We start from the raw sequence: 26750 nt of genomic DNA on the forward strand, positions 1-26750 counted from the left end.
CTCCCGGAACAGCGGAGACCCATGCGGATGATCTTCACGCATTGCCGAAACTGCCTTGAACCGGTTCGCGCCGACGGCCTGGGCAGGCAGGAGCTGACCTGCGGATCCTGCGGGGCGCAGTTCGTGTTCGGCGAAGGCCCGCTGTACCTGGCGCCGCCGCCCGGCGCCGACCCGGAGACCGCGGTGTATGAGCTGACGATGAAGGATGGCAGCAAGGTTCGGCTGCACCCCGAATTGCCGCCGCGACCGAGTGAAGCGGCAGCGGCGGCGGACGATTATCCGGCAAGGCTGGGCGAGCTGCAGAAGCGCGCGGTGATTGTGGAAATCGCCGACAAGGCGCGCCCGCGCCTGCTGGCCGAAGGCGCCATCGATGCCGATTTCCCCGATTTCATGTTGCTGCTCAATGTCGCGCGCGACTTGCTCGAAGCCGAGGCGCAAGGCGATCTGGGCGCGATGCTGTCGCAGTATCAGGTGCGCGTGCCGCCGGCCGCTGACGATCCGGTGCCCGATCCGGCGGCGCATGCCGACGATCTTGCGCGGATCAGCAATCCCGAATGGACGCCGGTGGAAACCGACGCGTTCAAGGCGGCGGCGCTGATGCTCTATACCTTCGCCGATGCGGGGCGTCCGGTCGGGCCGCGCGATGTCGATCTCGAACGCGCCTATCAGCTTGCCCTGCACGAGCGGCGCGCAGAAGCCGCTGCCGAGAGCGAAGCGGAAGTTCCCGACGAGGAACTGCCGCCGGTATCGGATATTTTCGAAGGGCTGTTCCGCGCGACCGGTTCGAAAGACGCAGCGGCCACCGCCGCACAGGCCCGCGTGCTCGAGGAAATTCAGCGCCGGGCCGCGGCGGGCGAGACGCTGCCCGACGAATCACCGCCCGCGGCGGCACCCGCCGCGACGGCCGCGCCAGCCGTGCCGCAAAAGGACGCGGGCGGCTGGACGATCTTCGCGGTCGGTTTCGTAATCTTCACGCTCGCGTTCCCGATCGCGCACATGTTCGAAAAGATACATGAAATGGTCGGGACGCTGGTGATGCTGGTGCTGCTCGTCGCGGGCGCGCGCGGCATGTATTCGGGATTGCGTCAGGCGATCGGCACGGCGCCGATCGTTACCGGCATCCTGGTATTCGTCGCGATGGGACCGGCCAGCGCGCTCAGCCTGATGGGCATGGCCGCGCTTGGCATGACGTCGTTCGAAAGCGAGAACGCAACGCCCGGATCGGGTGCGAATTCCGCCGCTGCGGCAGGCGCGATCAGCGATTAGGCGGCGGCAGGTCGAAATCGTCGTTGCGGCGCTTTTCCGAGCTTTCGATCAGATCGTCGCTGCGCGCCGGGCGCGTCTGGACCGGCGCGGCCAGCAAATCGTCGGGCGTGGGAGTCGCTTCTGCGCCATAGGGCGCGACCGGCAGCGGCTGGCCCGCCGAAGGTTCGAGCGATTCGCGCGCGCCACAGCCTGACAGCAGGAGCAGTGCACTGGTGGTGACGGCGACAAGGGCGGTCCGCATCACTGATCTTCCTCTTCCAGCGCCTGGCGTGCAGTCGCAATGGCTTCGCGAACCCGTGCGGGCGCAGTGCCGCCAAAGCTCATCCGGCTCGATACCGACGCATCGACGCTGAGCACGTCATAGACGCGTTCGTCGATCCGCGCATCCACTTCGCGCAAGGCTTCGATCGGCAACTGGTCGAGCCGCACGCCATCGGCTTCGGCCCGCGCGACGGCGCGACCGGTGATGTGATGCGCTTCGCGGAAGGGCACGCCGCCTTCGCGTACCAGCCAGTCGGCAAGGTCGGTCGCGGTGGCAAAGCCCGATTCGGCCAGCCCGCGCATCCGATCGGTGCGGAATTGCGCGCTTTCGACCATCCCGGTCATCGCCGCGATGCTGAGCCCCAGCAGGTCGTGCGCTTCGAACACCGGCGGCTTGTCGTCCTGCATGTCCTTTGAATAGGCGAGCGGCAGCCCCTTCATCGTCACCATCAGGCTGGTCATGCAGCCCAGGATGCGCCCGGCATGGCCGCGCACCAGCTCGGCGGCATCGGGGTTGCGCTTTTGCGGCATGATCGACGATCCGGTCGACCATTGGTCGGACAGTTTGACGAAGCCGAAGGGCTGGCTCGCCCAGATCACGAATTCTTCGGCAAGCCGGCTCAGATGCAGCGATGCCTGCACGGCGGCGGTCAGATATTCGATCGCGAAATCACGATCCGATACCGAATCGAGCGAATTGCGCGTCGGGCCATCGAAGCCGAGCGCGGCGGCAGTCGCTTCGCGGTCGATCGGAAAGCCGGTGCCGGCCAGCGCGGCGGCGCCGAGCGGGCAGCGATTGAGCCGCGCGCGTGCATCGGCAAGCCGCGCCCGATCGCGCGCGAACATCTCATAATAGGCCATCAGATGGTGGCCGAGCGTCACCGGCTGGGCGGACTGGAGGTGCGTGAAACCGGGCATCACGCTGTCGGCATGTTCCCCGGCGCGCGCGAGCAGCGCAGTTTGCAGCGCCTTCAGCCCGGCTGCCGCCTCGTCCATCGCTTCGCGCGTCCACAGGCGGAAATCGGTCGCGACCTGATCGTTGCGCGAACGTGCGGTGTGCAGGCGTCCGGCGACCGGGCCGATCTTTTCGGCCAGCGCGCTTTCGGTGACCATATGGATGTCTTCGAGCGCATAATCGACCGGCACGCCGTCGCGTTCGAAATCGGCGGCGACGGCATCAAGGCCCTGCGAAATCGTCTGCGCATCCTCGGGCGCGACAATGCCCTGCTTGCCCAGCATCGCGACATGCGCCTGCGATCCGGCGATGTCCTGCTGCCACAGTCGCTTGTCGAACGGGATCGAGGCGTTTATCTCGCGCATCACTGCCGAGGGGCCTTCGGCGAACCGCCCGCCCCACATGCTGTTGGAGCCTGTCTTGCGCCCGGTAATCGCGTTTCTCCTTGTCGCTTTCGCAGCTTCGCTCGCCGGCTGCGATAGGCAAAGCAACCCGCCGGAGCAAGCGAACGACGCGCTTCCCGTCGACGCGCCGATGCCGCCTGTCGACGGCAATGCCGCCGTGGAGGAAATCGGCAAGCTCGATCGCAGCCATGCCGGCGAAATGGCACCGCATCTCAAGATCGTTGCGCCCGACGGATCGGAAACGTCGCTCGACGCTTTCCAGGGCAAGCCGGTGCTGCTCAACCTGTGGGCGACCTGGTGCGCGCCCTGTGTCGCCGAACTGCCGACGCTCGATACGCTGGCCGGGCGCGAGGCCGGCAAGGTGCAGGTGATCGCGCTAAGCCAGGATTTCGACGGCGCGGAGAAGGTCGCGGCGTTCTTTGCCAAGAACCGCTACGCCCATCTCCAGCCCTATCGCGACGATGAAGCGGCCTTCAGCCTGTCGATGCAGACCAATTTGCCGACCACCATCCTGTATGATTCGCAAGGGCGCGAGGTCTGGCGGATGCTGGGCGGGATGGACTGGACTGGCGACGCGGCGGCGGAACTGATCGCCGAAGCAAGCTAGCGCGCAAACCGGATCGGGCCGGGCCGCGCGGTCCGCGAAAACACGCTGTCGGGCAAAGCCGCATTGCGGTGCGCCATATCGCCGAGCGGTTGAAAACCGCGCTGATACAGTCCAGTAATACAGCCGATTTCCCGGGGGCACCGATGACAGCGTTATTACTCGATCAGGTCACGAAGCGGTTCGGCAATGTCACCGCCGTCAACGATCTGAGCTTTGCGGTGCCCGAGGGGGAAGTGTACGGCTTTCTGGGCGGCAATGGCGCGGGCAAGACGACGTCGCTGCGCATGGTGCTCGACATCATCCGGCCGACCGCCGGGCGGATCGAAGTGCTGGGCAAGGCGCCGGGGCGCGAGAACAGCGCCGATCTGGGCTTCCTTCCCGAAGAGCGCGGCCTCTACAAGACGATGAGCGCGATCGACACGATCGTCTATTTCGGGCGGTTGAAGGGGATGAGCGCGGGCGATGCACGGGCCGAGGGCGAGCGGTTGCTCGAACGGTTCGGCCTGTCCGATTTTGCCAAGACCAATGTCGACAAGCTGTCCAAGGGCATGGCGCAGAAGGTGCAGCTCGCCACCGCAGTGGTGAACAAGCCGCGCCTGCTGATCCTCGACGAACCGTTTTCGGGGCTCGACCCGGTCAATCAGGGGCTGTTGGAGGACGAGATACGGCGTGCTTCGCAAGGGGGCGCCACGGTCGTGTTTTCCACTCATGTCATGCAGCATGCCGAACGGCTGTGCGATCGCCTGTTGCTGCTGGCCAAGGGGGCCAAGCGATTCGAAGGCACGCTCGACGAAGCGCGCGCCGAATTGCCGGCGCGGCTGACCATCCTGTCGCGTGAGGCGCCCAACGGCCTGCCGGGCGTCGCCCGCGCGACCATGGCCGGGCCGGCGGAACATGGCTGGACCGCATGGGCAGTGGAGATGGAGCAGGGCCGCGATCCGGGCGACCTGCTCGAAGCCTGTACGCAGCGCGGTTTTGCCCTGCGCGGGTTCGAACAGCACAAGCCCAGCCTGCATGATGTTTTCATCCATATCGTCGGTGCCGGGGAGGCGCGCGCATGATCCAGCACATCCTCCTCGTCGCCGCGCGCGAATTTCGCCAGATCGCCGCGACGCGCAGTTTCTGGTTCACGCTGCTGATCCTGCCGGTCGCGCTTGCAGTCGGGCCGCTTGCCCAGTCGTTTCTGGGCGATTCGGATACGCGCAACGTGATGTTGATCGACGGCGGCAGCGGCGCGGGTCGGGCCGTGGCGCAGCGGATCGAGCTTGACGAGCAGCAGCGCGTGCTCGGTGCCCTGGCCCGTTATGTCGAACGCTATGGGCTCGAATCGGTCGATCCCGCCGCGCCCTGGGCACAGCATGACCGCTGGTATACCGATGCCGACGCTGCGCAATTCGCTGCCGATGGCGGCGCCGACGCAGTGGCGAAGAAGCTGGCCGCCGCCGCGCCGAAGGGGACGCCCGAATTCGAAGCGCCCGAGGCGAATTACGAGATCGTCAAAACGCCTGCCGATATTGCGGCCGCGCCGCCTGCGCAGCTCGACGCGCTGGTGAAACCCTATCTCGACCCGCCCGAGGATTCGGACCTGCGCAAGCTGGATTATGTGCTGTACGTGCCCGAGCGCGTGACGCCGCAGACGCCGGTGCGGATCTGGTCGAACGGTCGCGTTTCGCCCGGCTTCGTGCAGACCGTCCAGTCGGTGCTGACGGGTACGATGCGGGTGCAGTATCTGCAGGATGCCGGGCTGAGCGCCCAGCAATCCGTCGCCGCGAACACGCTGGTCCCGGCAATCAGGATCAATAGCCCGCCGCCCGGTGGCGGACGCGAAAAGGTGTTGATCCAGTCGATCCTGCCACTGCTGCTTGCCTATATCCTGCTCATGTCGCTGCTGCTTTCGGGCAGCTGGATGTTGCAGGGAACGGTCGAGGAACGGTCGAACAAGCTGATCGAGACCGTGCTTGCCTGTATCAGCCCCAATGAACTGATGTACGGCAAATTGTTCGGCACGGTCGCGGTCGGGCTGGTGATGGTGCTGTTCTGGGCGGTCTGCGCCGCCGGCGTCGCCTTTGCCGCGCATGGCCAGATTGCCGATATGATGCGACTCGCGATCGCGCCGGTGGCAACGCCGGGGGTCATCCTGACGATGCTCTACTTCTTCCTCGCCGGCTATGTGATGGTGTCGATGATCTTCCTGGCGATCGGGGCGATGAGCGACAGTTTCCGCGACGCGCAAAGCTATCTGACGCCAGTGATTCTGGTGATCGCCATGCCCTTTGCCTTTATCGCGCAGGCAGTGATGTCGCAGACCGGCGGGCTGGCGGTGCAGGTGATGACGTGGATTCCGCTCTATACGCCCTTCACGATGCTCGCCCGGCTGGGATCGGGCGTGCCGATGCTCGAAGTGATCGGTGCGGGCGTGCTGCTTGCCGCGTTCATCGCCGTCGAATTCATCTTCCTCGGCCGCGTTTTCCGCCACAGCCTGCTCGCGGCGGGCGAAAAGGCCAGTTTGAAGCAGATCGGCCAGCTCATGCGTCGCCGCGAGGCATGAGCGGCCCCCGCAAGGGGAATTTTGCCGGCGCTGTGGAAGTTTGGATGCCCCGCGTGGATTCGAACCACGATTGACGGAGTCAGAGTCCGTAGTCTTACCATTAGACGACAGGGCAATGCCGTAATGAGGGGCGCGAAATAGGCGGCGGCCCCGCGCATGTCAACGCCTTGTCGGGCGCCAGCTTGCTCCGCGGCTCCCGCTGCGCTAGCCTCGCATGCAAGCGCCGGTCGGATCGGCTTTTCGATCCGTGACGGAAAGAACATAAGCGAGTGGATTATATGGGGGACGGCTCCGCCAGGATGCCGCGCCCAGGGAGCAACGGCCCCGGCCATGGCTCCTCGCGCGCGACGACCGCATCAACATCTTCAGGGCGGGGGCGATGGCCCCATGCGCGCCATTTTGCCGCGCTCGACCTTGGCACCAATAATTGTCGGTTGCTGATCGCCCGGCCCCAGGGGGCGGGATTTGCCGTGGTCGATGCGTTTTCGCGCATCGTCCGGCTCGGCGAAGGGCTCGCCACGCATGGCCAGCTCAGCGATGCGGCGATCGAACGGACCATCGCGGCGCTGCGCGTCTGTGCCGACAAGCTGCGCAAGCGCAATGTGGCATTGTCGCGTTCGGTCGCGACCGAGGCGTGCCGCCGCGCGAGCAACGGCACCCAGTTCATCGAACGCGTCTATCGCGAAACCGGGATCGCGCTCGACATCATTACCGCCGAAGAGGAAGCGCGGCTGGCCGTGCTGGGGTGCCATGCGCTGCTCGAACCGGGCGACGGGCCCGCACTGGTGTTCGATATCGGCGGCGGATCGACCGAATTGGTGCTGGTCGGTCCGGGCGAGGAAGTGCCGCCGATTCTCGACTGGCACAGCGCGCCCTGGGGCGTGGTGTCGCTGACCGAAGCGACTGCGCGCGGCGATTCGCCCGAGGCGCGTGCCGCGGCCTATGCCGATATGCGCGCGCGGGTGCGTGAGAGTTTCGCGCCCTTTGCCAAGCGGCTGAAAGCGCCGCCGGGGCGCCCGCGGCTGCTGGGTACGAGCGGTACGGTGACGACGCTGGCGAGCGTCCATCTGGGGCTCGAGGCCTATGACCGGGCCGTGATCGACGGACTGATCGTGCCGGTCGCGGCGATGCGCGGCGTCAGCGCCCAACTGGCCGGGATGAGCGTGGCGGAACGGTCGCAGGTGCCGTGTATCGGTGGCGAGCGCGCCGATCTGGTCGTCGCGGGCTGCGCGATCCTTGAAACGATCCTCGATTTATGGCCCGCCGAGCGGCTAGGGATCGCCGATCGTGGGATTCGGGAGGGCATATTGCGGCGTTTGATGCAGGGACAGCGGACATGAGCCGGGGCGGCGGGCGCGGCCATACGCGCGTGCGCACGTCGCGGGGGCGAACCGCGCAATCGACACGCTGGCTCGAACGCCAGCTCAACGACCCTTATGTGAAGCGCGCCAAGGCGGAGGGCTATCGCAGCCGCGCAGCCTATAAACTGACCGAGCTCGACGAGAAATTCGGATTTCTGAAGGGCGCTCGGCGAATCGTCGATCTGGGCATCGCGCCTGGCGGCTGGACTCAGGTGGTGCGCCGGAGATTGCCCAAGGCCGCCGTCGTCGGCATCGATTTGCTGCCGGTCGACCCGATCGACGGGGCGACGATCCTGCAGATGGATTTCATGGACGATGCGGCGCCCGAAAAGCTGATCGAAGCGCTGGGCGGTGCTCCCGATCTGGTCCTGTCGGACATGGCGGCGAATACCGTCGGCCATCCGCAGACCGATGCGCTGCGCACCATGGGGCTGGTTGAAACCGCCTTTGCCTTTGCCTGCGAAACGCTCGAGCCGGGCGGGGCGTTCGTCGCCAAGGTGTTTGCCGGCGGCGCCGATTCGGCGCTGGTCGCCGAAATGAAGCGCAATTTCGCAACGGTGAAGCATGCCAAGCCGCCCGCCAGCCGCAAGGGCTCGGTCGAATGGTATGTCGTTGCGCAGGGGTTCAAGGGGCGGAGCGAAGACGCGGGCGAGGCGGAATAGCCGGAACCGGCGTGCGACTCGCGTCGGCGGCGGTTCGCCTTTCGTGCGCGATGCAAGAAAAAGGGCCCCGGCGATCGATACGCCGGGGCCCTTTTTTCATCAAACCGTCTGTCGCGCGATCAGCCTTCGTAATCGCCGCCGACATTGGTGTTGCGCGGCGGAGCGGCTGCGGTGAGGCGCAGCGCTTCGGCCGAGGCCGAGAGCGAACCGATTTCGTCGGGCGCTTCCTCATCGTCGATCTGGACCCGCTGGAGCCCGCCGACAACGGCTTCCTCCAGATGGTCGGGACGAACCGTCTGCTCGGCGATTTCGCGCAGGGCGACGACGGGATTTTTATCGCGATCGCGATCGATGGTCAGATCGGCGCCGCCCGAAATCTGCCGTGCGCGCTGCGCGGCGAACAGGACCAGATCGAAACGGTTGGGGACCTTGTCGACACAATCTTCGACAGTGACGCGAGCCATGCGCGGCTTCCTCGAATCTCAGGGTTTCCGGAAAGGCACAGCACCTAGGGATGCGAGGCGCTGCTGTCAAGGAATGCGCCGGTATCGCCCGGCCGGATTTGCCGCGGCGATGGCTTGTTCTTTGCCGCACCCGGCCCCATCAGGAGGTAATGAGCGATCAGGATACGCCCCCGTACAGCCATGTTGTCGACGGCAATCGCCTGACGATGATCACGCGCGGGCCGGACCGGATGCGCGCGCTGCTCGACCTGATCGCGGGGGCGAAGCGTTCGCTGCGGCTGCTTTATTATATCTATGTCGCCGACGAAGCGGGCGAGGCGATTCGCGACGCGCTGATCGACGCGGCGCGGCGCGGGGTGACGGTTTCGCTGATCGTCGACGGGCTGGGCAGCGAGCAGGCGGCGAGCAGGAATTTCTTCGATCCGCTGTGCGAGGCCGGCGCGCAGGTCTGTCGTTTCGTGCCGCGATGGGGGCGGCGCTATCTGCTGCGCAACCATCAGAAGCTGGCGCTCGCCGATGAGGAGCGCGTCATCATCGGCGGCTTCAATATCGAGGACAGCTATTTCGGGACGGCAGCGCAAGAGGCGTGGCGCGATCTGGGGCTGCTGGTCGAAGGGCCGGCGGCGGCGCGGCTGGTGGGATATTTCGACGCCCTGTCGCGCTGGGTGCGGCATCAGCGCGCGCCGCTTTCGAAACTGACCGAAGCCCTGAAACAATGGAGCGAGCCGCACGGCAATGCGCGCTGGCTGCTCGGCGGCCCGACCCGGCGCCTGTCCCCCTGGGCGCGGGTGGTGAAGAAGGACATGGAGGATTCGCAGCGGATCGATCTGATCGCTGCCTATTTCGCGCCCAATCCCGCAATGTTGCGGCGGCTGGACAAGGTCGGGGTGCGCGGCCGGGTGCGAGTCGTGCTGCCGTCGAAAATGGATCATGGCGCCGCGATCTGGGCCGCGCGCTTTACCTATGCCGGGCTGTTGCGCAAACAGGTCCAGGTTTATGAATATCAGCCGACCAAGCTGCATACGAAGCTGTTCGTGATCGACGATGTCGTGCACATCGGATCGGCGAATTTCGACATCCGCAGCATGTTCCTCAATCTGGAACTGATGCTGCGGATCGAGTGCCCGGCCTTTGCCGCGCATGTCCGCGCCTATGTCGAAGGCGAAATCGCGAGTTCGGAAGCGATCACGCCGGCGTTGTACAAGCGGCGCACGACATTATGGGTCCGGTTCAAGCAGATGTGCGCCTATTTCGTGATGGCGGTGCTCGATTATAACGTGACGCGCCGCTTAAATTTCGGGCGCGATCCGCGCGAACAGTAACTGCCGCAGCGCCGTTGGCGGTTCGGCCGTCGTGCCCGCTTTCCCCTTTCATCACCAGGAATAGCACCGCCCGCGCGCTGTGGGTTCGCGGCGCGTCGGGCCTCGCCCAACGCTGCCCGAGTCAATACTGACTGACGAATAAGTCAGTATTGACTCGGGCAGGGAAAAGGCGGAAATATCGCCCCGATCGCTGAACGGCGCGCCGATAGCGCCGGGCGAGGAGGAGGGGATATGAAGACACTGGCTTATACCGCGTCGCTTTTTGCGCTGATCGCAGCGGCGCAGCCGGCCATGGCGCAGACGAGCACGACGCAGCCCGCGCAGGATGATGCCACTGCTGCCGATCAGGACGGAATTTCCGCCAACGAGATCGTCGTCACTGCCACACGCCGTGCCGAGCGCCTGCAGGACGTGCCGCTCAGCGTCACGGCGTTCGATCAGGAAGAACTGACCGAAAAGGGCATTGTCGGTTTCGAAGGCGTGGCGCGCGAAACGCCGGGCGTCGTGCTCAATCAGGCGAGCGACAATAATGCGCGCATCACCGCCCGCGGCATTTCGACCAATGGCTGGGGCGCCGGGCTTCAGACCACCACGACCATCTATCTCGACGAACTGCCGCTCAGCACCATCGGCAACACGGTAACGCTGAACCCGTTCCTCTATGACGTCGAACGCGTCGAGTTCCTGCGCGGGCCGCAGGGCACGCTGTTCGGATCGGGGTCGTTGTCGGGTGCGCTGCGCATCCTGACCAAAAGCCCTGAGCTCAACCATTTCGATGCGTCGGCGCTGGTCGATGTCGGCCTGACGCCGGTCAGCAGCAGCGCGCGCCTGCGCACGAGCGCGATGATCAACGTGCCGCTGGTCGACGACATGCTCGGCCTGCGCGTCGTCGGCTTCTATCGCGACGAAGACGGCTATATCGATAACCTTGGCACCGGCGTCCATAATTCGAACGGGCTGAAGGATTGGGGCGGTCGCGCGACCTTGCTGTTCAAGCCGACCGACCGGCTGAGCATCCGCCTGCTCGGTTCGTACGAGGACAGCTTCCCCGAGGATGCGTCGCTGACATCGCCCGATCTGGGCGAGCGCAAGCGCTATTCGCTGCGCCCCGATCGCTACACGTCGCGGACGCAGATCTATAACGGCACGATCGATTATGATTTCGATTTCGCCAAGCTGACCAGTTCATCGACCTATTCGATCGCGGACGGCCGGTTCGACGTCGATCTGCTCGGCACCTTCGGTGCGGCGAACGTGCCCTATTTCCTTGTCGACGGTCTGCATGTGAAGACCTTCGTCCAGGAAACGCGACTGGTGTCGCAAACTGACGGATTCCTCAGCTGGGTCGTTGGGGGCTTTTATCTGCACCGCGATTCGGAACTGACCGGCCAGAACCAGACGACGGCGGCGTTCCTTGCCGCCAAGCGCTACACGCTGCCCGGCGACGGAGTCACCTTCTCGGAATTCGGCAACGACACCTCGACCTATGAACTGGCGGGCTTTGGCGAACTGACGTTCAACCTGACCAGCCGGCTGTCGCTGACGGGCGGATTGCGCTACGGCAAATATGGCGGCGACGTTACCACCAAGCCGGGGTTCAATTCCTCTTATTTCGCCTATGCGCTGGCCGCGCGCGCGCCGAACGCGCCGATCCTGGCGATCCCGACGGCGGCGACCACTTCGACCACCAGCACGTATCCGGGTGCCGAACGCGCATCGTGGAAGGCGAGCATCAGCTATCGCCCCAACCGCGATCTTTCGACCTATGCGACGATTTCTACCGGCTATCGCACGCCGGTCTATAATGCCCGCGCGGGCTATGTCAGTCCGGTCGATCCCAACGACATCGTCATTCCGCAAGGCGCGGGATCGGACAGCCTGACCAATTATGAGATCGGCCTGAAGGGGCGTTTCCTCGACGGCAAGCTGACCGCTGCGATCGCCGGCTATTATATCGACTGGCGCAATATCCAGGTCCAGGCGAACCGTCCGTCGGATTCGGTGCAGTTCAGCACCAATATCGGCCGGGCGCGCAGCATCGGCCTGGAAGTCGAGCTCGCCTATCGTCCGACGCCGTTGACGGTGATCGGGCTCAACGGGTCGGTCAACGATGCCAAGATCGTCGATCTGACTCCCGAAGAAGCGCTGATTTCCGGTGCGGAAGAAGGGTCGCAGCTGGCATCGCCGCCGGTCCAGGGATCCTTCTATGGCAGCCATGGCTATAAGCTGTGGGGCGGCGCGAGCGGCTTTTCCGGCTTTCAGGTGCAATATGTCGGATCGTTCCCCAACGGCTTTCCGAACACGCCGGGCACCGGGGTGCCCGCCCCGCTGTATGACGAGACCGACGCCTATACCTATATCAACCTGCAGACGGGGGTCCGGATCGGCAATCTGACCACCACTTTCTATGTCGAAAACCTGCTCGACAGCGACGCGGTGACTTATATTCACCCCGAACGCTTCATCATCAGCCGTTATTCGGTTCTGCGGCCGCGCACGTTCGGCGTCCGCCTGAACTGGACGATGTAATCGACCGGACGTCGCCGCCGGAGCTGCGGTGGCGACGTCGATCGGCAAGGGGGACGATGCTCCGGCGTTGACCCTTCCTTGTCGGGTCGCCAGCGTGGAATTCTATGACCAGTACAAAATCCTCCGCGCTGAAGCCTTCCGTGCAGCCACCGGCCAAGCCGCGTCCCCGCAACCATAAGGAGCGGGTACGCGAGGCTTCTATCGAGCGTATCCTCGATGCCGCCGAAGCATTGTTCGCTGAATTCGGCTTTCATGGCGTCACGTTGAAGGACGTGGCCAAGCGCGTCGGCGTCAGTTCGACGCTGATCCATTATCATTTCAGCGGCAAGGAAAGCCTGTACGAGGCGGTGTGGGAGCGCAAGGCGCCGCTTTCCGCGCGCAACCGGCTGGAAGCGATGCGCCTCTATGCCGAGCAGGCCGGCGACGCAGTGACGGTCGAAGGCGCGCTGCATGCCTGGATCGATGCCGATCTCGACGCCCAGATCGAAGACGAGGAAACCTGGGTCGCGTTCGGCAAGATCGCCGCGCAGGCCAACAGCGCGACCGGATGGGGCGCGGAAAAGATGACCAATTATTTCAACCCGGTCGTCCTCGCGCTGATCGACCTGTTCAAGAAGGCGATGCCCGATTGCGACGAACGGCGCATCTTCTGGGCCTATCATTTCGTGTCGGGCGCGATGACGCACAATATGGCGCGGACCGGCCGTCTCGACGAATTGTCGCACGGCCTGTGTTCGTCCGACGATTTCGTTTCGATCAAACGGTACATGGCGAAGTTCATGGCCGCCGGCGTTCGGGCAATCTGCGAAGGGCCCGACGACGAAAACCTGTGATCGCATCAGGGCGGGCGCGGTGACCGAAAGGTACGGCCGCTGCCCGTGAGCAAGGGGCACGGCATGGCGAATGCAACAATGGCGGACAGCGCCGGCGAACGGCGGACGGGACGATATGCATGGGTCGTGCTGGCGCTGCTCTGCTTCGTCTATGTCCTCAATTTTCTCGACCGCCAGCTGCTGTCGATCCTCGCCAAGCCGATTCAGGACGAACTTGGCGTGTCCGACGGCCAGCTCGGGCGGCTGGGTGGCCTGTATTTCGCGCTTTTCTATTGCATTCTGGGCGTTCCGGTCGCCTGGCTCGCCGATCGCAGCAACCGCGTGCGCGTGCTTTCGATCGCTTGCGCGTTGTGGAGCGCGGCGACGATCGCATGCGGCATGGCGCACACCTATCCCCAGCTGGTGGTCGCGCGGATGAGCGTCGGCATCGGCGAAGCAGGCGGCGTGCCGCCGTCCTATTCGATCATATCCGATTATTTCCCCGCCAACCGACGCGGCACGGCGCTGGCGCTGTTCAACCTCGGGCCGCCGATCGGCCAGTCGCTGGGCGTGGCGTTCGGTGCGACGATCGCGGCGGCCTATGACTGGCGGCTGGCGTTCATCGTGCTCGGCGGTGTCGGGCTGATGGCGGCGGCGGCAGTGGGAGCGTTCGTGCGCGAACCCCGGCGCGGCGCGACCGACAAGCCCGCAGCCACGCCTGTATCGGCGGAAGCGGCCGCGATCGGTTTCTGGGCGACGATGCGGATGTTCGTCACGCGCCCGACGCTGTTGCTGGTGTCGCTCGCCGCGGCGGCGACGCAGTTCGTCACCTATGGCACGCTGGGCTTCACGACATTGTTCCTGATGCGCGAAAAGGCGATGACTCTCGACCAGATCGCGATCTGGTACACGCTGATCCTGGGTATTTTCGTCAGCGCGGGCATTTTTCTGTCGGGCCGGCTGACCGATCGCTTCGCTGAGCGCGCGCCGCAGGTTTTCGGCCTGTTGCCGGGTATCGCGCTCGCGCTTGCGGTGCCGGGCTTTATCGGTTTCGTCCATGCGCCCAGCTGGCCGGTCGCGATGGCGTTCCTCGCGGTCCCGACCTTCTTCAACTATTTCTATCTGACCCCGGCCGTAACGCTGGTGCAGAACCGGGTAGCGGCGCATCAGCGCACGCTCGCCGGGGCGGTGCTGCTGCTCATCATGAATCTCGTGGGACTGGGGCTTGGCCCCACCTGGGTCGGCGCGGTGAGCGACTGGCTGCGCCCGGCGCATCCGGACAATTCGCTTCAGCTGGCATTCTACAGCCTGATCCCCTTCTATCTGCTCGCGATCGGGCTGCATCTCGAACTCGCTCGCCGCCTCTCTCGCGAACGTCGCGCGGGTCAGCCCGCCGCATAAAAGGAACCGAACCGAACGATGAATGGCGCCACCGTGCCCGGCACGATGCAGCCCTATGCGCTGACGCTCGACCGATTTATCGACCATGCCGCGCGATGGCATGGCACCAGCGAAGTCGTGACCGGCGGCGACGGCATGTCGATGCGGACCGATTATGCACGGCTGCGCGATCGCAGCCGGCGCCTGTCGGGCGCGCTGCATGCGCTCGGCCTGGGGCCGGGCGACAATCTGGGCATCATGGGCTGGAACACCCAGGCGCAGATGGAATGCTGGTATGCGGCGATGGGCGTCGGGATCGTGTGCCACACGCTCAATCCGCGGCTGACGCCCGAACATCTCGCCGCGATGCTCGATCAGGCGGGCAATCGCGTGCTTGCGCTCAGTCCCGATCTTGCCGAGCTGGGCGACACGCTGGCGCGCGCATGCCCCGGGATCGAACATATCATCCTGCTCGACGAGCCCGGCGCCGAGGGGGGGCAGCCCGATTGCGGCGACGCGACCGTCTGGCGCTATGCCGACCTGCTGGAAGCGCATGGCGAAGCGGTGGCGTGGGGCCAGGTCGATGAAAATGCGCCTGCGGGCCTGTGCTTCACGTCGGGCACCACCTCCGCGCCCAAGGGCGTCACCTATACCCACCGCTCCAACTATCTGCACACGGTGCACCAGCTTCAGGCGGATGCCAGCGGCCTTCGCGCCGTCGACACGCTGTTGATGGCGGTGCCGATGTTTCACGCCAATGGCTGGGGCTTTCCCTTTGCCGCGCCGGCGGTGGGCGCGCGGCTGGTGCTGCCGGGTCGCTATCAGGACGGCGCCAGTCTCGCGCGGTTGATCCGCGAGGAGCGGGTAACGGTGGCGGCAGGGGTGCCGACGGTGTGGCTGGGACTGGCCGATCATCTCGACGCGACCGGCGAGGAATTGCCGTCACTCGAACGGTTGATGCTGGGCGGATCGGCGGTGCCCCAGGCATTGCTCGACCGGCTGGAACAGCGGCTGGGCGTGATCGTCCAGACAAGCTGGGGGATGACCGAATTGTCCCCGCTCGGCACCACCATGCCGGCATCGACGCCGCGGCGGGACGCGGCCAAGTCCGGGCGGCCGCCGATCGGTGTCGACCTGTGCCTTACCGATGCCGAAGGCGTGCCGCTTCCCGAACAGCGCGGCCCGGAAGGGCGGCTCCACGCGCGCGGCGCGAGCGTGGTGGAGAGCTATTTCGGTCAGGATACCCCGGCGGTGGATGCCGATGGCTGGTTCGATACCGGCGATCTGGCCACGATTGACGCGGCGGGCAATGTCAGCATCACCGGGCGGGCAAAGGACCTGATCAAATCCGGCGGCGAATGGATCAACCCCAGGGAAATCGAAGCGATTGTCGGTGCGTTGCCGCAAGTCGCGCAGGCGGCAGTGGTGGGACGCGCCCATGCCAAATGGGGCGAGCGCCCCATCCTTGTCATAGAGCCGCGCAAGGGCGCCGATTTCCCGGACGATCTGCTGCTCGATGCGTTGCGCCCGCGCGTGGCGCGCTGGTGGATGCCCGATGCCATAGTCCGCGTGCCTGCCATGCCGCTTGCAACGACCGGCAAGATCGACAAGCAGCGGCTGCGCGCCGAATATGGGAAGGCCGCCTGAGCGGCGGATGCCTGTTCCGGGCGCCGACGCCGATATTGTTTAGGGGTGTGAATGACGAGCCAGCTTATCCGCCGCGACGACCTGAATTTCCTGCTCCATGACTGGCTGCGGGCGGATGCGCTTGCCGATCGCGATACCGTCGATGCGATACTCGACCTTTCCGAAAAGCTCGCGACCGATGCGTTTCTGACGCATTACAAGCGGAGTGACAGCGAAGAGCCGCAATTCGCCGATGGCGCGGTGCGCATCTGTCCGGCGATTGGCGAGGCGCTGTCGCAATATGCCGAACTCGGCCTGTTCTCGGCGGGCTTTCCCGAGGAGCAGGGCGGGCTGGGGCTGCCCTATCTGCTGTGCGCCGCGTCCTTTGCCTATTTCGCTGCGGCGAATGCGGCGACGGCGGCCTATCCGATGCTGACGGTCGCAAATGCCCGGCTGATCGCCGCGTTCGGTACCGAGGCGCAGGTCGCCGCATTCGCCCGGCCGGAGATCGAGGGACGCTGGTTCGGCACCATGTGCCTGTCCGAACCGCAGGCCGGGTCCAGCCTTGCCGATGTGCGCACACGCGCCGTCCCGGACGGGGAGGACGCGCTGGGCGCGCGCTATCGCCTGACCGGCAACAAGATGTGGATTTCGGGCGGCGATCAGGACGCGACCGAAAATATCGTCCATCTCGTGCTGGCCAAGGTTCCCGGACCCGATGGCGTGCTGCCAGAAGGGACCGAGGGGATATCGCTGTTCATCGTGCCCAAGATCCTGCCCGACGGCACGCGCAACGATGTCACCGTTGCCGGGATCAACCACAAGATGGGCTATCGCGGTACCAGCAACTGCCTGCTCAACTTCGGCGAGCGGGACGGTGCGACAGGCTGGATCGTCGGCGCGCCGGGCGATGGCCTGCGCCAGATGTTCCAGATGATGAACGAAGCGCGGATCGGCGTCGGCATGGGGGCGGCGGCGATGGGATATCGCAGCTATCTGCTGTCGGTCGCCTATGCGCGCGAGCGGTTGCAGGGGCGCCCGGCGGGGCGGCGTTCGGGCGAACCGGTGGCGATCATCGAACATTCCGATGTGCGCCGCATGCTGCTTCAGCAGAAATGCTATGCCGAAGGCGCGCTTGCGCTCTGCCTCTATTGCGCGCGGCTGGTCGATACGGCGCAGGACAATGCCGAAGACGCGGCGCTGCTCGGTCTGCTGACGCCGGTCGCCAAGACCTGGTCGTCGGAATATGGCCTTGCCGCCAACGACATCGCGATTCAGATTCACGGCGGCTATGGCTATACCCGCGATTTCGATGTCGAGCAGCTGTGGCGCGACAATCGGCTGAATCCGATCCATGAAGGCACCACCGGCATTCAGGCAGTCGACCTGCTGGGCCGCAAGATATTGCGCGACGGCGGCGGATTGCCGGTGCTCGAGGCGCGGCTGATGCGTACGGTGGCCGCGGCGCGGACCGTCGCGGGGCTGGGCGACCATGCCGAAGCGCTGGACCGCGCGTGGGGCGCCGTGATCGGCACGATCGGCGCGCTGCGTGCAGGCGACGGCAAAGCGGCGCTCGACAATGCGACGCCGTTCCTTTCGGCATTCGGCCATGTCGTGCTGGGCTGGATCTGGCTCGATCAGGCGCTGGCGGCGGATGCGGCGGGCGCAGCCGGAACGGCGAACGCCGATTTTGTCGCGGGAAAGCGCCACGGCTGTCGCTTCTTCTTCGAATGCGAGTTGCCGCGCGTTGCGCAACTGCTCGATTTCGTAACGTCGGGCAGCGATGTCGCCTCGGCAGCACCGGTGCGCATCTTCTGATCTCTGCAAGATGCTGAAGGTATTGGCATGCCAAGGCGTCCCGGAATATCCGAAATGGAGCGTGTTTCCATCGGTTGCCCATGACTGCGGCAGAGGTGGAATCCGACTGTGTCCGAGAAGAATTGCACGGCGTAACTCGGATATTCGCTATCTCTACTTTACCGATAGGAAATGAATATCGCACGCTTCTGTCGACAGTAATCGCGATGATCAGTTTGTCTGACATCGACTTTTCGGTTGATGGTAAATGGCGCGTAAGGCATTGAAGCATTCCCCGCGTTTTACGGGGAGTGTTGTGGGCTGCATGGGGTAAGCGCGGCGTGCCAAAGCCGAAGAAGATAGTGAAATTATCCTCTCCCGGTGAAACGACTCTGCGGGATCTTTCGGAAGAACTCGGCGTATCGCTGACCACTATTTCGCGCGCGCTGCGTGGCAAGCAGGGCATGTCCGACGAAACGCGCGAGCGGATCAAGGCCGTGGCGGAGCGGCGGGGATATATCTCCAACAAGGCCGGGGCGACGCTGTCGACGGGACGGCTGTTTTCGATCGGCTATATCATTCCCGGCGAAGATCGCTGGCCGACCGGCCTGCTCCAGGCCGATGTGATGCGTGGCATGCTCAACGAACTGACGCCGCAGGGCTATTCGCTCCATGTCTATTCCGAATCCTATTTCGGGACCGACCGGACCTCGCTTCTGGAGGCGGCGCGCAGGCTGCGCGTCGATGCGCTCGCGCTGACGATCGAGCATGACGACCCGATCGTGCCGTCTTCGCATCCGCTGCCGTTCCCGCTGGTACTGATCAACCGGCGCGTCGAGGGCCTGGGCGCCAATTTCGTAGTCGCGGACGAGGAGCGCGGTGGGATGATCGCGACGGCGCATCTGATCGAATCGGGTCACCGGCGGATCGCGCATATCGGCGGCCCCAGCCGCACTGCACTCGAACGTCGCCTCCATGGGTATCGGGCGGCGCTCGACGCGGCGGGCATCGCGTTCGATCCCGCGCTGGTGGTCCATGCCGACGATGTTTCCTGGCGCGGCGGCTATCACGCTTGCGAGACGCTTTTCGAACGTTCGGGGGATCGACCGACGGCGCTGTTCTGCGGATCGGACATCCTTGCATTCGGCGTGCTCAAATATCTTGAGAATCATGCGATCCGGGTGCCGCAGGACGTCGCGATTACCAGTTTCGACGACAGCATGTTCGCCGAGATGACCGAGCCCGGGCTGACCAGCGTGCGAAAGTCGCGGCATGCGATGGGGCGAGAGGCGGCGCGGATGCTGCTGGCGCTGATCGACGGCAAGGCCGCGCCGGCGCAAATCATGTTGCCAGTGGAACTGATCGTCCGGGGCTCATCGGATCGCCCGGCGCGATTGCCGGCCCGGCTTCGGCACTGATCGTCCGGCGGTCGGACGCCGCGCGCAGCGTTGCCTGGAAAGGTGGATGCGCCCGGACTGGAATGTCCGGGCGCATCCGATCCGGCGACGGGATTGGGGGATCTGTCGCCGGATAAAGAGGTCAGAATTGCAGGCCGAAGCTCGCGCGCAATGACATGCCCACGCGGTCGTTCTGCTTTTCCGCGCCGATTTCGCCGCCGACCTGGAACTGTTCCGCACCGCCCATGGCGCGCACGCGGCCATACCAGCCATTGCTGCGATCCTCGGGGGTCAGCGTGAAGGACTGGCCACCGGCGAAATGCGCGGTCGTCGCGCCCATCGAACCGCCGACCAGCTCGCGCCAGCCGCCTTCGGCTTCCACACGGAACCAGTTGCTGTCGCGACGGCGGCTCCCCATCAGGTCCATGCCCAGCGTCACGCCGCCTTCGACGGCCATTTCGTCGCTGGTGCGCGATTCGACGATCAGGTCGAGCGCCTCGCCACCGCCGGTTTCGGTATAGCCGTCTTCGCTCAGCCGCAGATAATCGACCGAAACGCCCGGGCGGAGGAAGAAGCTGCTGCCGCCGAATTCATAGGAAACGCCGCCGCTGAACGATGTCAGCGTGCCGCCCCAGCTGCGCTTTACCTGGCGCTCGATTTCCTCGCCATCGGCTTCGCCGCTGAAGAAACGCGATCCGTTGAAATCGACCGTGCCGATCGATGCACGTCCGCGCGCGGCGAAACCGCCCCACTCGCCGCGCCAGAAGGCAGAGACCTGATAGGTATCCGACAGGACTTCATTGTCGCTGCCGCCATTGGTCCATTTATTCCACAAATAGGTCGCCGACAGGCCGAAATCGCCGACCCCGGTTTCGAACACGCCCGCCAGCGAAAAGCCCAGACCGCCCAGATCATAGGCCGCGGTGTCGCCTTCATCCTTGGTCGTGCCCCAGCCGCCGGCAGTCATCAGCATCTTGAAACCGCCGCGCTGGATCAGCGGGTTCTGCGGTTCGGCCAGTTGCCGCGCCATGGTGCGTTCGCCGAGACTCAGCCCGTCAAAGGCGCCGCCGGCATGATCGGGCAACATCTGGCGGAGCGTGTGGCGGAAGGATTCACCGTCGCGAATGCCGAGAAATACGCCTGCGACATCGTCATCTTGCGAAAGCGCGGCATAGATGGCGTTATAGGCCGTTGCCTGGGACTGGTTGAGGCCCAGTTCCTGTGCGTTGCGGCGCGTGATCTGGACGACCAGCTGGTTCGCGGGGGCGTCACTTGCGAGCACGCCCTTGTACAGGAAGGGCAGGAGATCGGAATCGGTGTCGATCTTCGATGCGCCGGTCAGCGATCCGGCCTGCAACACCACGAAACGCCCCTCGGCATTGTCGACATCGGTTACGTTCAGGCGCAGCGTCGCGCCGTCGCCGAACGATGCGGCACCCCCGACATTGAGCGCGGTGCCGATCGCGGAATCGGGGCTGAGCGTCACTGCAAGCACGCCATCGGATCCGACCGCGAGCGACCCGATCGACGATGCGCCGCGCGCGTCGAACACGCCGCCGGAAACCGAAACCGCCAGATTGCCGGCATTGGTCAGCGTTCCCGCGAAATGCGACGTTCCCGAAAGCGACAGCGTGTCGGCACCGCCGCCGAAATCGACCGAGCCGGTGAAGCTGCTCGATCCTGCCAGCGACATGGCGTCGGCACCGGCACCGAAGACGACCGCGCCCGACTGGCGCGCGTCTCCCGAAAGGCGCAGCGCATTGTCGCCCGCGCCGAAGCGCACCTGCCCCGCGACCGATCCGTCGGCGATTTCGAATATGTCATTGCCCGAACCGAAACGGACATCGCCCGCAATCGAAGGAGCAGTGATCCCTGCCGCCACTTCGGTCTGGCGCAGCGTCACGCCGCTGGTGTTCGCCGAAACGTCGATTGCGACGTTGCGGTTCGAATCGGCGGCTGCCCCGGTTGCGGAGATGGCGCCGCTATTTTCGATCTGAGTTACGTTGCCCGAGGCATCGATGATCGCGGTTGCGCTGCCTGCCGAAGACGTCGCCTTGGCGCCAAGCGCGCCGCTGTTGCGGATGGTGCCGACCGTGCTGCCGGCGTCGATGCGGATCGCCGTCGCGGTCGCGCCTTCCGCGCCGACCGCACCGGAAACGCGGATTTCGGGCATTGTCGTGCCCTCGCCGATGTGCAGCGCGGTTGCCGTTCCGCCTTTCGACGTTGCGGTAATCTTGCCCGCCACGCCCATGCCGTTGGCGATCGTGACATCGCCGCCGCGTCCGCCGATCACCAGCCCGTTGCCGTTAACGCCGGTGTAGACGCCATTGCCGGCGATCGTGCCGTCGATGATCAGGCCGAACTTGCTGCCGCTGGCGGCGACTTCCCCAATGGCGATGTCGCGGTCGGCGGCGCCGATCACCATCGCCGGGGCGGCGCCATAGGAAACGATGGCGGCATTGCCTTCCTTCGAATCGTCGATGCCGTCCTTGTCTTCGTCATTGTCGTTGGGGTCGCTGTTCGCGGGCGCGGTGGCGAGCACGATGCCGCCGCTCACATCGCCTTCGATGATCAGCGCCGATCCGCCCTGGAGCAGATCGTCGGCATCAAGCTTGCTCGTATCCTGGGGTGGGTTGGGATAGCGGTATCCGGTCGCCGAAATCGATCCCTGCACCACCATCGCACCGTCGATGTCGCCCGAAAAGCGCGCGCCGACTGCATTGGCGCCGGTGGCGGTAACCGTGCCCGCCAGCCGCACGTCGCCGACGATGTCCTGTGCCTGGACGGCGATCGAATTGTCGCCCAGCACGGTGGTCTTGCCATCGTGGGTGAAGGCGCCGGTCTGTGTGCCGCCCAGCCAGATGCCGGCCGAATCATTGCCTTCGACAGTGATCGTCCCGTCATTGACCAGCTTGCCGTTGTGCGCGCCATAGGTGCGGATGCCATAGCGCCCCGAACCCACGGCGAACGGGCCGTCCAGATCGCCATCCTTGTCGATATCGGTCGGCGTATAGGTTTCGTCGATCGTGATCGTGCCGCTATTGACGATATCGCCGCTGGTTCCCGCCGAGGCGCCGATGCCGACTGCGCCATTGGCGTTGCTGATCGCGATCGTGCCTTCGTTGGTGACGCCGTTGTTGCTGTCCATCGTCACGGCGGTGCCGCCGGTCGGCTTTACCGACCCGGCGCTGGAGATACGGATCGCATCGGGGCCGCCATCCTTGACTGTGGAGGTCCGCACCGGCTCGGTGCGTGCATTGCCGATTACGGTCTGGGCGGCGGCGGGTGTCGTGAAAACGACCAGTGCGGACGTGGCAAGCAGATAACGACGCATGAAAATCCCCTTCGGATCGGTACTCGATCCAAAGGACGGAGACGTTGCGGGCCAGCCTTGGCGGCCGACGCAAAAAAGTCAGAAACCGGCGTCGATGCCCAGCCGGAAGCTGCGGGGTCGAAGCGGCGTGATCTGATCCCGGCCGATCGAAAAAGGCGTGCCGAGCGCAAAGCGATTGCCGATCGTGTCGGTCAGGTTGGTGACGCTGGCCGACACGCCCAGCCGCGCGCTTCCGACACGCACCGTCACGCCGCTGTCCAGATAATTGCCCTGCCGCGCGCCGAGTTCGGGTCCGATGCCGAGGCGCGAGGGGCCGACATAGCGCGCCCATCCCTTTGCCTCGAGATTGAGATCGCCGCCGAGCGGGCGGCGATAGTCGAACCCGAACCGCCCGACGATGCGCGCGATATTCGGCACTTCGTCGATCCGCAGCATCGGCAGCATCCCGGCCGCCGGTTGGTCGACGCGGCTGTGATTGTAGATCAGGCCTGCGTCGAGACGCAGCGAAGGGGTGAGCGCGACGCCGCCCGACAGCGTGCCGGTCCAGATATGACCATCGCCGACATTGGCGGTGCTGGGAAATCCCTGTCCGTCGACGAAATCGGCCTGGATGTCGCGCCAGTCGGTATAGGATATGCTGGCCGCGATATCGAACGGTCCCGCGCCCGCGCGGCCATGGCGCACGCCGAATTCGAGTGTAGCGATGCGATCGTTGCGATAGCGGCGGACGAATTCGCCTTCGACCGCCAGTCCGCCGGGACGAAAGCCCTGCTGATACCGGATATAGACCGAAAGGTCGGGATCGAGCCGCGCCAGCAGCGATGCGGAAGGGAGGAAGGCGGTTTCCGTGCGCTGTGCCGTGATGTCGGCGCGCGCGAGGGCGATCGCCGCCAGCACGTCCTCGCCCGAGCCGCCGAGCAGCGACCGGGTCCAGCGCCCGCCGACCGTCGCCACCACTGCCGGATTGAGCCGCACGCTGGCTTCGCCATAGGCAGTGAATTCGTCGATGACATTTTCGACGCCGGTTGTCGGCGACTGGAGGAAGACCGATCCCAGCTTGCGCGTCAGGCGCGATTCATTGTGCGTATAGCTGACACCCGCAAGCCATCCGAAGCGTGTATCGAGCGGTTGCCAGAGGCGGGTTTCGTTGGCGATCATCCGCGTATGGCGATTTTGCCGGAACAGGCGCGGCGCTCCGTCGAGCAGCGTCGCGTCATAGCGTTCCTCGAGCGACTGACCGACCAGGCCGGTCGAGGAACGCAGCCTCACGCTCCCCAATTGCCCGGAAAGCACCAGCTGTGCCTGGCCGTAATCGGCGGAAAAGCCTTCGCCGACACTGCTCGATCGCGTCAGCGGCGGGCCGTCGCGATCGGCATATTGGCTGTCGGCGCCGCGCGTGCGCTGTCCCACGCCGAGCAGGTCGAGCGTCCAGACATCGCCCAGAGCCACGCGCAGCATCGCCCGCCCTCCGACGATGTCGGTACGATTGACGTCGTCGCGGCCGATCAGCGGCTTGTCGATATAGCCGCCCTGCCGCTCCGCGCCGAACGTGACGCGCAACGCCGCGCGGTCGCGTTGCAGGGGCAGGTTCGCGGTAAGGCTGATGTCGCCTCCGGGGGCGCCATGCTGCGTTGCCGTGCCGCCCAGCGTGCCGGTAACGACCGTCGAACCAAGATCGGGGGGATTGGGTATCAGCCGGATGATGCCGCCCACCGATCCGGCGCCATACAGCGTGCCCTGCGGCCCCTCCAGCACTTCGACCGACGCCATGTCGGACAGGCGCAGATCGGGGTCGGCGGCGTTATAATTGAGCCGCAGATCGCCCAGATACATGCCGACTGTCGCCTGAGTAGGGCCGGTGAAGCTCGAATCAGCGATCCCGCGAATGAACAGCTTGTCGCGGCCGCTGCCCAGATGCGTCGACGTGACGGTTGCCACTTGCGACACGATCCGGTCGCTGCCGCCTACCGAACCGAAGGCAAGGTCGCTGCCGTCGACTCTCGCCACCTGACCGGCATAATCGGCGAGCAGCGAATCGCGCTTGCTGGCAGTGACGATGATTTCGGGCTGTTCGATTTCGGGCAGGACGACGGGCTGTGGCGGAGCGGCCGGGCGCGCGGGCGCGGGGCGGATTTCGCGCCGGGGCGGCGGCGCATCGACCAGCCGCCATCCGCCCGGCCCGGCGGCGATTGCCGTCGCACCGGCGGCGCGCGCCAGCCGCTCGACGGCCTCACGCGCCGACATGCGTCCCCGGATTGCGGCTACGCGCCGGTTGGCGACGCGGGGATCGGGGATGACGATGCTGACGCCAAGCTGGCGCGCGAGTATTGCCGCCGCATCGCCCGCGCGTCCGGCAGGCGTGTCGACGCGCATCGTCGTCGCAGTCGCCTGCGCCGGGGATGCCGCGATCATGGCGCTGCACAGCAGCGCCGAACAAAGGGCCCTGTGGTGGTTCAGCCGATCACCCATGTGTCGCCGGTCCGGGTGAGTGCGATGCCCAGCAGCGCGCCCAGCATTTCCGGGTCTTCGCGGATATCGGCGGTGCGCACGCTTCCCGAAATACGCTTGTCCGCCGCGCTCGTCGAAACGGTGAAGGCGATGCCGGTCATCCGCGAAAGGTCGGCAGCGACATCGCGCAGCCTGGCATCACGGAACGTCAGCCTGCCTTCGCGCCATTCGCCGACCTGATCCGCCGGAACCTGCGAAACCGCATAGCCCGGGCTGCCGGCGCGGGTGGTCAGCACATCGCCGGGATCGAGCCGGACATTGTCCTTTTGCGGATTATAGGCGACCGCGCCTTCGGCCACGGCGACGCGGAGGCCGCCATCGCCGTTCGTCACGTCGAACACGGTACCAAGATCGACCAGATGCGCGTCGCCCACCGTCACGCGGAACGGCTTTGTGTCGTCGTGGCGGATCACGAACAGCGCCTGGCCGCGATCGAGTGTCGCGCTGCGCGGATCGTCATGGTTCAGCGCGACGCGACTGTCGCCCGCCAGCACGATCTGGCCGCCATCGGTGAGCGGAATCGTGCGCGTTTCGCCACTGGCGGTTTCGATCGCATAGCCGCCGTCCGACGATTGCCAGAAGCCGATGCCGGCGATCGCCAGCGATGCCGCGATGGCGCCGCCGACGAACCAGCGGCGCGTCGAGGCATGCCGGGCCGGCGTGGCTACCTCGTCCGTATCGGTGATCCGGACGGGCGGCTCGGACGCCACTGCGTCGGCCACGCCCGAGGCGACCCGGTCATAGGCGCGCGCATGGGCCGGGTCGCGCTCCAGCCATGCGGTGAAGCCCTCCCAATCCTCAAACGCGGGATCGCCGGTTCGCACGGCCCATGCCGCGGCCTGTTCTTCGATGCGTGCGTCATGCGCCATGCGGGCGACCTCCTGAGGGGAGGACGGAGACGATTGCCTCAAGCCTCATCGATTTCCTCCCGAAGCGCGGCGAGCGCGCGATAGACGATGCGCAGGTCGCTTTCCAACGTGCTCAGGCTGATGCCCAGTTCGCGTGCCACCTCGCGCTGGCGCAGCCCGTCGATCCGGTGGCGGCGGAACGCGGCGGCTGCGCGCGGATCGAGCGTGCCAAGGCGCTCGGCAACCAGCTGTGCATATTCGCGACCGATCAGCAATCGTTCGGCGGATGCTTCCTCGGATACGCCCGGCTGTGCGCCTGCCTGTTGATCGACCCAGGCATGTTCGCGCCGCCGCGCCTGCCGTTCGGCGCGATAGCGATCGATCATCAGGCTGTCGGCAGCGCGATAGAGATAGGAAAGCGGTGACGCGATTGGTCCCGGTCGCGCCGTTTCGATCCGAAGCCACAATTCGTGCAACAGATCCTCCGCCGCATCGCCCGCGCCGCGCGCGACCAGAAAGCGCAGCAGGGCGGCGCGATGCGTCAGGAACGCGGCTTCAAGGCCTGCGGGGGGAGCGGGGTCTGCCATATGATTCGAAATCGGCGGGGATATACACGCGGATATACAGGGGCCTGCAATCCCATGCCAGATCGGCGCCATGGGCCGGTCC

The 26750-nt window shown here is 65.5% G+C and carries 20 protein-coding genes and 1 tRNA gene; 13 read left to right on the forward strand and 8 right to left on the reverse strand.

Annotated features, from left to right (window positions below):
- Nucleotides 1-21 precede the first annotated feature (21 nt).
- On the forward strand, nt 22-1266 hold the full coding sequence (locus tag DKB74_RS10510; protein WP_145960948.1) for a hypothetical protein: 1245 nt from the start codon (nt 22-24) through the stop codon (nt 1264-1266).
- Here DKB74_RS10510 and DKB74_RS10515 read toward each other — a convergent pair.
- Nucleotides 1256-1507 (reverse strand): hypothetical protein, encoded by a 252-nt coding sequence (locus DKB74_RS10515; RefSeq protein ID WP_109808082.1) that lies wholly within the window; start codon nt 1505-1507, stop codon nt 1256-1258. The genes DKB74_RS10510 and DKB74_RS10515 overlap by 11 nt on opposite strands.
- Entirely contained in the window at nt 1507-2886 is a 1380-nt protein-coding gene (gene argH / locus DKB74_RS10520; RefSeq protein ID WP_109808083.1) for an argininosuccinate lyase, read from the reverse strand. The genes DKB74_RS10515 and argH overlap by 1 nt, the downstream gene beginning before the upstream one ends.
- 16 nt (nt 2887-2902) lie before the next feature.
- Here argH and DKB74_RS10525 point away from each other — a divergent pair, with 16 nt between their 5' ends.
- The 3 genes from DKB74_RS10525 to DKB74_RS10535 all read left to right on the forward strand — a co-directional run bounded on the left by DKB74_RS10525 (nt 2903) and on the right by DKB74_RS10535 (nt 6041).
- A complete protein-coding gene (locus DKB74_RS10525; protein WP_239987466.1) occupies nt 2903-3493 on the forward strand; it encodes a TlpA disulfide reductase family protein in 591 nt (196 codons plus the stop codon).
- A 143-nt stretch (nt 3494-3636) separates the two neighbouring features.
- Nucleotides 3637-4554: an ABC transporter ATP-binding protein gene (locus tag DKB74_RS10530; RefSeq protein WP_109808085.1), complete on the forward strand. Its 918-nt coding sequence runs from the start codon at nt 3637-3639 to the stop codon at nt 4552-4554.
- The gene (locus DKB74_RS10535) at nt 4551-6041 is read left to right on the forward strand and encodes an ABC transporter permease (protein WP_109808086.1); all 1491 of its coding nucleotides are present in this window, start codon (nt 4551-4553) and stop codon (nt 6039-6041) included. The genes DKB74_RS10530 and DKB74_RS10535 overlap by 4 nt, the downstream gene beginning before the upstream one ends.
- A gap of 41 nt (nt 6042-6082) precedes the next feature.
- On the opposite strand, the gene DKB74_RS10540 is transcribed toward DKB74_RS10535, so the two are convergent.
- Nucleotides 6083-6156: transfer RNA gene (locus tag DKB74_RS10540), tRNA-Gln, on the reverse strand.
- A 184-nt stretch (nt 6157-6340) separates the two neighbouring features.
- Between DKB74_RS10540 and DKB74_RS10545 the strand changes: the two genes are divergently transcribed.
- Nucleotides 6341-7381, forward strand: a complete 1041-nt coding sequence (locus DKB74_RS10545) for a Ppx/GppA phosphatase family protein (RefSeq protein ID WP_239987467.1) — start codon at nt 6341-6343, stop codon at nt 7379-7381.
- A complete protein-coding gene (locus tag DKB74_RS10550; protein ID WP_109808087.1) occupies nt 7378-8064 on the forward strand; it encodes an RlmE family RNA methyltransferase in 687 nt (228 codons plus the stop codon). The genes DKB74_RS10545 and DKB74_RS10550 overlap by 4 nt, the downstream gene beginning before the upstream one ends.
- Before the next feature lie 119 nt (nt 8065-8183).
- On the opposite strand, the gene rpoZ is transcribed toward DKB74_RS10550, so the two are convergent.
- Nucleotides 8184-8528, reverse strand: a complete 345-nt coding sequence (rpoZ, locus tag DKB74_RS10555) for a DNA-directed RNA polymerase subunit omega (RefSeq protein WP_109808088.1) — start codon at nt 8526-8528, stop codon at nt 8184-8186.
- 149 nt (nt 8529-8677) lie between these two features.
- Here rpoZ and DKB74_RS10560 point away from each other — a divergent pair, with 149 nt between their 5' ends.
- From DKB74_RS10560 to DKB74_RS10590, 7 genes are all read left to right on the forward strand, one after another.
- Nucleotides 8678-9850: a phospholipase D-like domain-containing protein gene (locus DKB74_RS10560; protein WP_109808089.1), complete on the forward strand. Its 1173-nt coding sequence runs from the start codon at nt 8678-8680 to the stop codon at nt 9848-9850.
- Between the two features lie 231 nt (nt 9851-10081).
- Entirely contained in the window at nt 10082-12379 is a 2298-nt protein-coding gene (locus DKB74_RS10565) for a TonB-dependent receptor (protein ID WP_109808090.1), read from the forward strand.
- Between the two features lie 104 nt (nt 12380-12483).
- On the forward strand, nt 12484-13212 hold the full coding sequence (locus DKB74_RS10570; RefSeq protein WP_109808091.1) for a TetR/AcrR family transcriptional regulator: 729 nt from the start codon (nt 12484-12486) through the stop codon (nt 13210-13212).
- A 63-nt stretch (nt 13213-13275) separates the two neighbouring features.
- Nucleotides 13276-14592, forward strand: coding sequence for a spinster family MFS transporter (locus DKB74_RS10575; RefSeq protein WP_109808092.1), 1317 nt, complete (start codon nt 13276-13278; stop codon nt 14590-14592).
- An 18-nt stretch (nt 14593-14610) separates the two neighbouring features.
- Complete coding sequence (locus tag DKB74_RS10580) at nt 14611-16218, forward strand: AMP-binding protein (protein WP_239987468.1); 1608 nt, start codon at nt 14611-14613, stop codon at nt 16216-16218.
- Nucleotides 16219-16269: 51 nt separating this feature from the next.
- Entirely contained in the window at nt 16270-18015 is a 1746-nt protein-coding gene (locus DKB74_RS10585) for an acyl-CoA dehydrogenase family protein (protein ID WP_109808093.1), read from the forward strand.
- 341 nt (nt 18016-18356) lie between these two features.
- Complete coding sequence (locus DKB74_RS10590) at nt 18357-19412, forward strand: LacI family DNA-binding transcriptional regulator (protein WP_145960949.1); 1056 nt, start codon at nt 18357-18359, stop codon at nt 19410-19412.
- Nucleotides 19413-19533: 121 nt separating this feature from the next.
- On the opposite strand, the gene DKB74_RS10595 is transcribed toward DKB74_RS10590, so the two are convergent.
- The 4 genes from DKB74_RS10595 to DKB74_RS10610 form a co-directional block, all read right to left on the reverse strand.
- Nucleotides 19534-22725 (reverse strand): autotransporter outer membrane beta-barrel domain-containing protein, encoded by a 3192-nt coding sequence (locus DKB74_RS10595; protein ID WP_109808095.1) that lies wholly within the window; start codon nt 22723-22725, stop codon nt 19534-19536.
- A 78-nt stretch (nt 22726-22803) separates the two neighbouring features.
- The gene (locus DKB74_RS10600; protein WP_239987469.1) at nt 22804-25137 is read right to left on the reverse strand and encodes a TonB-dependent receptor; all 2334 of its coding nucleotides are present in this window, start codon (nt 25135-25137) and stop codon (nt 22804-22806) included.
- Between the two features lie 41 nt (nt 25138-25178).
- Entirely contained in the window at nt 25179-26102 is a 924-nt protein-coding gene (locus DKB74_RS10605) for a FecR family protein (protein WP_109808097.1), read from the reverse strand.
- Between the two features lie 38 nt (nt 26103-26140).
- Nucleotides 26141-26668: an RNA polymerase sigma factor gene (locus DKB74_RS10610; protein ID WP_109808098.1), complete on the reverse strand. Its 528-nt coding sequence runs from the start codon at nt 26666-26668 to the stop codon at nt 26141-26143.
- Nucleotides 26669-26750 lie beyond the last annotated feature (82 nt).

The sequence above is a fragment of the Stakelama portus genome (assembly GCF_003171655.1).
Classification (GTDB): Bacteria; Pseudomonadota; Alphaproteobacteria; order Sphingomonadales; family Sphingomonadaceae; genus Sphingomonas; species Sphingomonas portus.